We start from the raw sequence: 7,656 nt of genomic DNA, 5'->3' as shown, positions 1-7,656 counted from the left end.
CGCCAAGCGCCGGCAGGCTGCGCAAGGTCGCGATGGCGGCCCCTGCGTTCTCGATCTGGTGGCGGCCGACAAGCCGCGGCAGCGGCAGGTCGAGCAGCCCGTCGCCATCCTCGAACACCAGCCGGCCGCGCTCCTCGCGCGCCTGCCAGTCCTGGCCCGAGATCGCGAGCGGCGAGCCGACCCGCGCGGCCTCGCGCTCGATGGCCGCGAGCGATTCCTGTTCCTGCCGGGCGATCACGGCGGGGACCAGGCTCTTCAGGATGCCGGCCTTCTCGTGCGCGATCGCCGACAGCGTGTCGCCGAGAAACTTCTGATGATCGAGGCTGACCGGCGTGATCACGCCCGCGAGCGCGTTGGTCACCACATTGGTGGCGTCATAGCGGCCGCCGAGCCCCACCTCGAGCAGCAGCACGTCCGCCGGGTTGCGGGCGAACAGCAGCAGGGCCGCGGCCGTGGTGATCTCGAACAGCGTGATCGGCCGGCCGTCATTGACCCGGTCGACCTCCTCGAAGGTCGCCGCCAGGCGGTCCTCGTCCACGAAGGCGCCGCCTTCGGGCGAGCCGAGCCTGATGCGTTCGTGGAAGCGCACCAGATGCGGCGAGGTGTAGACGTGGACGCTCTTGCCCGCCGCCTCCAGCATCGCGCGCAGGAAGGCGGTCGTGGAGCCCTTGCCGTTCGTGCCGGCGATCTGGATCGCCGGAGGCATGGATGCCTGCGGGCGGCCGAGCGCGTCCAGCAGGCCCTCGACGCGACCCAGGGAGAGGTCGATCTCCTTCGGGTGCAGCGCGAGGAAGCGCTCGAGATAGGCGTCGCTCGGACCGAGCGACGATGTCCGTGCTGGCAGGGCGCTCACGCGTGGGCGGCCGCCGCCTGGATCTCGCCGGAGGGCTGCTCCGACTCACGCCCCGGCGCCTTGGTGAGCAGCCGGCACAGCCGCGCCAGCGTCGCCCGCATGTCCTTGCGATGCACGACCATGTCGACCATGCCGTGGTCCTTGAGATATTCGGCGCGCTGGAAGCCTTCCGGCAGCTTCTCGCGGATCGTCTGCTCGATCACGCGCGGGCCGGCGAAGCCGATCAGCGCTCCGGGCTCCGCGATGTGGACGTCGCCCAGCATCGCGTAGGAGGCGGTGACCCCGCCGGTGGTGGGGTTGGTGAGGACGACGATGTAGGGCAGCCTGGCCTCGCGCAGCATCTCGACGCCCACGGTGGTGCGCGGCATCTGCATCAGCGACAGGATGCCCTCCTGCATGCGGGCGCCGCCGGAGGCCGCGAACAGCACCAGCGGCGTTCCGCGCTCGAGCGCGGTCTCGAAGCCGCGCACGATCGCCTCGCCGGCCGCCATGCCGAGCGACCCGCCCATGAAGTCGAAGTCCTGCACCACGACGGTCGCGGGCGCGCCCTCGATGGTCCCGACCGCGACCTTCACGGCGTCAGCCATTCCGGTCTTGTTGCGGGCGTCCTTCAGACGGTCGACATACTTCTTCTCGTCGCGGAAGCGCAGCGGATCGGCTGCGACCTCCGGCAGTCCGATGTCCTCGAAGCCGGCGTCGAGCGTGGCCACCAGCCGGCGCTTGGCGCCCATGCGCATGTGGTAGCCCGATCCGGGGATCACCCAGTCATTGGCCTCCACATCCTTGTGGAACACGAGCTGCCCGGTTTCCGGACATTTGATCCAGAGATTGTCGGGGGTGCTTTCGCGTCGGGTCCAGAGACTGTTGATCTTCGGGCGGACGACGTTGACCAGCCAGTTCATAGGCCTGGAGACTCCTTCGGCGCGGTCGTCGCTCACGCGGCGGCCCGGGCGCGGCGGACGCCGGCGGCGAGCGCGGCGACAAGATCGGTGACAGCCGCAACGGTCTTTTCGGTGGCGCGGCCCTGGCCATCGAGGCTGGACCTGACGGCGTCCACGAGGGCGGAGCCGACCACAACGCCGTCCGCGCCCGCGGCGATCGCGGCGGCGTGTTCCGGCGTCTTGACCCCGAAGCCGACCGCGACCGGCAGCGTGGTGTGGCGCTTGAGGCGAGCGACCGCCTCGGCGACCAGGTTGAAGTCGGGCGTCGCGGCGCCGGTGATGCCGGCGATCGAGACGTAATAGACGAAGCCCGCGGTGTTCTTCAGCACCATGGGCAGGCGCGCGTCATCAGTCGTCGGCGTCGCCAGACGGATGAAGGCGAGGCCCGCCTCGAGCGCCGGCAGGCAAAGCTCCTCGTCCTCCTCGGGCGGCAGATCGACCACGATCAGCCCGTCGGCGCCGGCCTCCTTCGCTTCCTGGAGGAAGCGCTGCACGCCATGGACGTAGATCGGGTTGTAGTAGCCCATCAGCACGAGCGGCGTGGCCTGATCCTGCTCCCGGAAGGCGCGCACCAGATCGAGGGTCTTCACCAGCGTGGCGCCGCCGGCGAGCGCCCTGAGCCCCGCGGCCTGGATCGCGGGGCCGTCCGCCATCGGATCGGTGAAGGGCATGCCGAGCTCGATCACGTCCGCGCCCGCGCGGGGAAGCGCGCGCAGGATCTCGAGCGAAGTTTCATGGTCCGGGTCGCCCGCGGTGACGAAGGTCACCAGCGCCGCGCGGCCTTCCCGGCCCGTCTGCGCGAACCGCGCGCCGATCCGGTCGCTCATGCGAGGCTCCACCGGACGCAAGCTCCCTCGTCCGCAGCACCGCTGCGCCCCGCGCCGACCGGCCGGAGGCGCGCGCTCGATCGTGTCATCGTCACAGCTTGGTCCCGAGGCGTTCGGCGATCTGGGGCACGTCCTTGTCTCCGCGCCCCGACAGGTTGACCACCATCAGATGGTCCTTGGGCAACCCCGGCGCGAGCTCCAGCACCTTGGCGATCGCATGGGCGCTCTCGAGCGCGGGGATGATGCCTTCGAGTTTCGTGAGGACCTGGAAGGCGTTCACGGCCTCGTCGTCGGTGGCGGAGAGATACTTTACGCGGCCGATGTCGTTCAGCCAGGCGTGCTCCGGACCGACGCCCGGATAGTCCAGGCCGGCCGAGATCGAGTGGCCTTCCTCGATCTGCCCGTCCTTGTCCATCAACAGGTAGGTGCGGTTGCCGTGCAGGATGCCGGGCGCGCCGCCCGCGATCGACGCCGCGTTCAGGCCGGACAGACCGAATCCCGCGGCCTCCACGCCGTAGATCGCCACGTCGGTGTCGTCGAGGAACGGATGGAACAGGCCGATCGCGTTGGAGCCGCCGCCAACGCAGGCGAACAGGCTGTCCGGCAGCCGGCCCTCCGCCTCCATCATCTGCGCCCGGGTCTCCTCCCCGATCACCGACTGGAAGTCGCGCACCATCTCCGGATAGGGGTGCGGGCCCGCGACGGTGCCGATGCAATAGAAGGTGTCGTGGACGTTCGACACCCAGTCGCGCAGCGCCTCGTTGAGGGCGTCCTTCAGCGTCCTTGAGCCGGACTCGACCGGCACGACCTCGGCGCCCAGCATCTTCATGCGGAACACGTTCGGCGCCTGACGGGCGACGTCGACCGCGCCCATGTAGACGACGCACTGCAGCCCGAACCGCGCGCAGAGCGTCGCCGTCGCGACGCCGTGCGAGCCGGCGCCGGTCTCGGCGATGATGCGCTTCTTGCCCATGCGGCGCGCGAGCAGGATCTGCCCGAGCACGTTGTTCACCTTGTGGGAGCCGGTGTGGTTCAGCTCCTCGCGCTTCAGATACACCTTCGCGCCGCCGAGATGCTCGGTGAGACGCTCGGCGAAATAAAGCGGGCTCGGCCGACCGATATAATGGGTGCGACAGGACGCCATCTCGGCCTGGAACGCCGGATCCTCCTTCGCCGAGCGGTATTCGGCCTCGAGCTGGAGGATCAGCGGCATCAGCGTCTCGGCGACGAAGCGGCCGCCATAGATGCCGAAACGCCCGCGCTCGTCGGGCCCGGTCCGGAAGGAATTCGGCTGCGGCTGCGCGGTCAAGGCGATCACCTTTCGCTGGACGAGACCGCGGCCGACCGCGCGCGGGTCACGAAGGCGGCGATCAGATCCGGATCCTTGACGCCAGGCCCGCGCTCGACGCCCGAAGAGACGTCGACGGCGCGCGCGCGCGTGGTCTGAACGGCTTCGACCACGCTGTCCGGCGTAAGGCCTCCCGAAAGCACGAAGGACTGCTTGGGGTCAAGGTCGGCGAGCAGCCGCCAGTCGAAGGCGACGCCGTTGCCGCCGGGCAGGCTCGCCCCGGCGGGCGGCTTGGCGTCGAACAGCACCCGGTCGGCGACATCCCAATAGGGCTGCGCGAGCGCCACGTCGGCCGCCTCGCCGATCGGCACGGCCTTCCAGACCTCGCGGCCGAAGATCAGCCGCAGCGCCCGAACCCGGTCGGGGCTCTCCTGTCCGTGCAGTTGCAGAATGTCGGCCATCGTGGCGGCGACGAGCTCCGCGATGAGGTCGTCCGTCGCGTCGACCGTCAGCAGCGCCACACGGGCCCGCCCCCGGACCTGCGCGGCAAGCGTGGCGGCCTGCTCGACAGAGACGTGCCGCGGGCTTTTCGGGAAGGACACCAACCCAACGACGTCGGCGCCGGCGTCCAGCGCGGCGTCCAGCGTCCGGGGCTCGGAGAGCCCGCAGATCTTGACCTCCAGAGACATCGCCGCTCCGGCCTCCTTCACGCGTTCGCTTCGCATGGAGCGCCGCCGAGGTCCAACGCGAATCGCGCGCCTCGGATCAGCGCCGTATTTAACACTGAATTTTAGTATTTATAATTAAATTCGACATTCGAGCTGTACATATGTAGATCGGTGGCGCGGGCCGGTAGCCCGCACGTCGCGCATCCGCGACAGCCGCTTCGGAGCCGCACCAATGCCCGCCTCGTTCGCCCGCCGCACCGTCCTCGCCCTGGGCCTGCTCGGCCTGACCACGGCCCCCGCCTGGGCTGCAGGCCCCGACACGCTGCTCAACGTCTCCTACGACATCGGCCGTGAACTCTACGCCGAGATCGACAAGCAGTTCTCGGCTGACCAGAAGGCCAAGGACGGCCGGGTCGTCACCGTCAACCAGAGCCATGCCGGCACCTCGAAGCAGGCGCGCGCCATCCTCGAGGGGCTCGAGGCGGACGTCGTCACCTTCAACCAGGAGCTGGACGTTCAGCTCCTCGCCGACAAGGGCGCGCTCGTCTCTCCCGACTGGAAGAGCAAGTTCCCCAACAACGCCTCGCCCTACTACTCGTTGCCTGCTTTCGTCGTGCGCTCCGGCAACCCGAAGAACGTGAAGAACTGGGACGACCTCGTCCGCGATGACGTCAAGGTGGTGTTCCCGAACCCCAAGACCTCGGGCAACGCCCGCTACACCTATCTGGCCGCCTACGCCTTCGCGCTGAAGCAGAATGGCGGCGACGAGGCCAAGGCGGACGCCTTCGTGAAGAAGCTGCTGAGCAACGTCCCGGTGTTCGACACCGGCGGACGCGGCTCCACGACGACCTTCGTCGAGCGCGGCATCGGCGATGTCCTGGTGACGTTCGAGGCCGAGACGGCGGCGGTGAAGAAGGAGTACGGCGCCGACAAGGTCGACGTGGTGGTGCCGCCGCTCAGCCTGCTCGCGGAATTCCCCGTCGCGGTCGTGGACAAGGTGGTCGACCGCCGGGGCAGCCGGGCGCTCGCGACCGAATACCTGAACTACCTCTACAGCCCGAAGGGCCAGGAGATCATCGCCTCGTTCAACAACCGGGTGCAGGATCCGAAGATCATGGAGGCCAACAAGGACCGCTTTCCGAAGGTCGAACTGCTGACGGTCGACGAGGTCTTCGGCGGCTGGAAGAAGGCCAGCGAGACGCATTTCGCCTCCGGGGGCAAGCTCGATCAGGTGTTCGTCGGGCGCTAAGACCTCCTCAGCCACCTCCCGGACGCGCCGAAAACTCGCGATCCGGGACCGTGTTCCCTATAAGGCGTCGTCCCGCCGATGATCCGGGCCCGGCCTCGCGGCCGTCCGGGATGACGCCCGAGTCCTCATGCCCCGCTCGCCCCTTCCCGGCTTCCGCCTCGCGCTCGGCCTGACGCTCGCCTATCTGGGCGTGATCGTGCTGCTTCCGCTGGCGGCGCTCGTGCTGGAGACGCGCGGCATGGGAGCCGCCCGCTTCATCGCAGTCGTGACCGGCGACCGGGCGCTCGCCGCCTTCAGGATCACGGTCCTGGCGGCGCTCGCGGCGACCGCCCTGAACGCGATCCTGGGCCTCGCGCTCGCCTGGGCGCTGGTCCGCTACGAGTTCCCGGGCAAGCGCCTGCTCGACGCGCTGGTCGACGTGCCGTTCGCGCTGCCGACGGCGGTCGCGGGCGTCGCGCTCACCGCCCTGTTCGCAGGCAATGGCTGGTACGGCTCGGTGCTGGAGCCGCTCGGCGTGAAGGTCGCCTATGCGCCGCTCGGCATCGTGGTCGCGATGGCGTTCACCAGCCTGCCCTTCGTGGTGCGCTCGGTCCAGCCGGTGCTGCAGGACCTGACCGGCGACTATGAGGAGGCCGCCGAGACGCTTGGCGCCGGCCCCTGGCGCATCTTCCGCAGCGTGCTGTTCCCGGAGATCTTCCCGGCGTTCCTGGCCGGGTGCAGCCTCGCCTTTGCGCGCTCGCTCGGCGAGTTCGGGGCGGTGATCTTCATCGCCGGAAACCAGCCGTTCCGAACCGAGATCGCCGCGCTGCTCGTGTTCATCCGGCTCGAGGAATACGACTACCAGGCGGCCGCCGCGATCGCGACCGTGATGCTCGCCGCAGCCTTTCTGATGCTGCTCGTCACCAACGCCATCCAGCTTTGGCGGCTGCGTTACGCGAGGCCCTCATGAGCAGACAGGCGCGGCCGCGGGTCGGCGACTCCCTCCTCGCGCGCACGCTGATCATCGGCGCCGCCGTCTCGATCGCGGCGCTGCTGATCGGCGGCCCGCTGGCGGTGATCTTCAGCGAGGCGCTTCGGGCGGGCTTCGGCCCCTATCTGCAGAACCTCGCCACCCCTGACACCCGGCACGCCATCCTGCTGACGGTCGCGACCGCGCTAGTCGCCGTGCCGATCAACACCGCCTTCGGGATCGCGGCCGCGTGGGCGGTCGCGAAGTTCGAGTTCCGCGGCAAGGGGCTGCTGATCGCCCTGATCGAGCTGCCGTTCTCGGTCTCGCCCATCGTCGCGGGCGTCGCCTATCTGTTCGTCTATGGGGCGCAGGGCTGGCTCGGGCCGTGGCTGCTCGATCACGGCATCAAGGTCATGTTCGCCTATCCGGCGATCGTGCTGGCCAGCCTGTTCGTCACGGCGCCCTTTGTGGCGCGCGAGATCCTGCCGCTGATGCAGGCGCAGGGCTCGGCCGAGGAAGAGGCGGCGCTGACGCTCGGGGCGTCAGGCTGGCGGACGCTCTGGAGCGTCACGCTTCCCAACATCCGCTGGGCGCTGCTCTACGGCGTGGTGCTGACCAACGCCCGCGTGATGGGCGAGTTCGGCGCGGTCTCGGTCGTCTCCGGCAACATCCGGGGCGTGACCAACACGCTGCCGCTGCAGATCGAGCTGCTCTACCAGGACTACAATTCCGCGGGGGCCTTCGCGGCCGCGACCGTGCTGGCCGCGATCGCGCTGCTCACCATCGTGGCGAAGATGATCGTCGAGCGGAACGAGCCGGCGCGAGCCGGCTGATCTCAGGCGGCGCGCTGCGGCGCCGGCAGGGCCGCGCGCGCGACGGAG

General features: G+C 69.4%; 8 protein-coding genes. 3 read left to right on the top strand and 5 right to left on the bottom strand.

What is annotated here, in order from left to right; translation table 11 throughout:
- The 5 genes from ACIKT0_RS09920 to ACIKT0_RS09900 form a co-directional block, all read right to left on the bottom strand.
- Positions 1–853, bottom strand: an 853-nt coding sequence (locus ACIKT0_RS09920) for a bifunctional folylpolyglutamate synthase/dihydrofolate synthase (protein ID WP_407105192.1), incomplete at its 3' end; no start/stop codon positions are given.
- Positions 850–1,755 carry an acetyl-CoA carboxylase, carboxyltransferase subunit beta gene (accD, locus tag ACIKT0_RS09915; protein ID WP_407105191.1) on the bottom strand — a complete coding sequence of 302 codons (906 nt, stop codon included), beginning with the start codon at positions 1,753–1,755 and terminating at the stop codon, positions 850–852. The genes accD and ACIKT0_RS09920, both read right to left, overlap by 4 nt.
- Positions 1,756–1,787: 32 nt before the next feature.
- A complete protein-coding gene (gene trpA / locus ACIKT0_RS09910) occupies positions 1,788–2,621 on the bottom strand; it encodes a tryptophan synthase subunit alpha (RefSeq protein ID WP_407105190.1) in 834 nt (277 codons plus the stop codon).
- A 91-nt stretch (positions 2,622–2,712) separates the two neighbouring features.
- Positions 2,713–3,930, bottom strand: a complete 1,218-nt coding sequence (gene trpB, locus ACIKT0_RS09905) for a tryptophan synthase subunit beta (RefSeq protein ID WP_407105189.1) — start codon at positions 3,928–3,930, stop codon at positions 2,713–2,715.
- Positions 3,931–3,935: 5 nt separating this feature from the next.
- Positions 3,936–4,598: a phosphoribosylanthranilate isomerase gene (locus tag ACIKT0_RS09900; RefSeq protein WP_407105193.1), complete on the bottom strand. Its 663-nt coding sequence runs from the start codon at positions 4,596–4,598 to the stop codon at positions 3,936–3,938.
- Positions 4,599–4,809: 211 nt separating this feature from the next.
- Here ACIKT0_RS09900 and cysP point away from each other — a divergent pair, with 211 nt between their 5' ends.
- From cysP to cysW, 3 genes are all read left to right on the top strand, one after another.
- On the top strand, positions 4,810–5,826 hold the full coding sequence (gene cysP / locus ACIKT0_RS09895) for a thiosulfate ABC transporter substrate-binding protein CysP (protein WP_407105188.1): 1,017 nt from the start codon (positions 4,810–4,812) through the stop codon (positions 5,824–5,826).
- Positions 5,827–5,953: 127 nt separating this feature from the next.
- Positions 5,954–6,775 (top strand): sulfate ABC transporter permease subunit CysT, encoded by an 822-nt coding sequence (gene cysT / locus ACIKT0_RS09890; protein WP_407105187.1) that lies wholly within the window; start codon positions 5,954–5,956, stop codon positions 6,773–6,775.
- Complete coding sequence (gene cysW, locus ACIKT0_RS09885) at positions 6,772–7,608, top strand: sulfate ABC transporter permease subunit CysW (protein WP_407105186.1); 837 nt, start codon at positions 6,772–6,774, stop codon at positions 7,606–7,608. Before cysT ends, cysW begins: the two co-directional genes overlap by 4 nt.
- Positions 7,609–7,656 lie beyond the last annotated feature (48 nt).

This window comes from Hansschlegelia beijingensis, from assembly GCF_045505405.1.
Lineage (GTDB): Bacteria > Pseudomonadota > Alphaproteobacteria > Rhizobiales > Methylopilaceae > Methylopila > Methylopila beijingensis_A.
The sequence above is the reverse complement of the archived record's forward strand: the minus strand, read 5'-3'. Positions and strand labels throughout refer to the sequence as shown.

Bases quoted from the DNA above. Each gene is read 5' to 3' on its own strand.
- accD (WP_407105191.1), bottom strand. From the start codon at position 1,755: ATGAACTGGCTGGTCAACGTCGTCCGCCCGAAGATCAACAGTCTCTGG.
- trpA (WP_407105190.1), bottom strand. From the start codon at position 2,621: ATGAGCGACCGGATCGGCGCGCGGTTCGCGCAGACGGGCCGGGAAGGC.
- ACIKT0_RS09900 (WP_407105193.1), bottom strand. From the start codon at position 4,598: ATGTCTCTGGAGGTCAAGATCTGCGGGCTCTCCGAGCCCCGGACGCTG.
- cysP (WP_407105188.1), top strand. From the start codon at position 4,810: ATGCCCGCCTCGTTCGCCCGCCGCACCGTCCTCGCCCTGGGCCTGCTC.
- cysT (WP_407105187.1), top strand. From the start codon at position 5,954: ATGCCCCGCTCGCCCCTTCCCGGCTTCCGCCTCGCGCTCGGCCTGACG.
- cysW (WP_407105186.1), top strand. From the start codon at position 6,772: ATGAGCAGACAGGCGCGGCCGCGGGTCGGCGACTCCCTCCTCGCGCGC.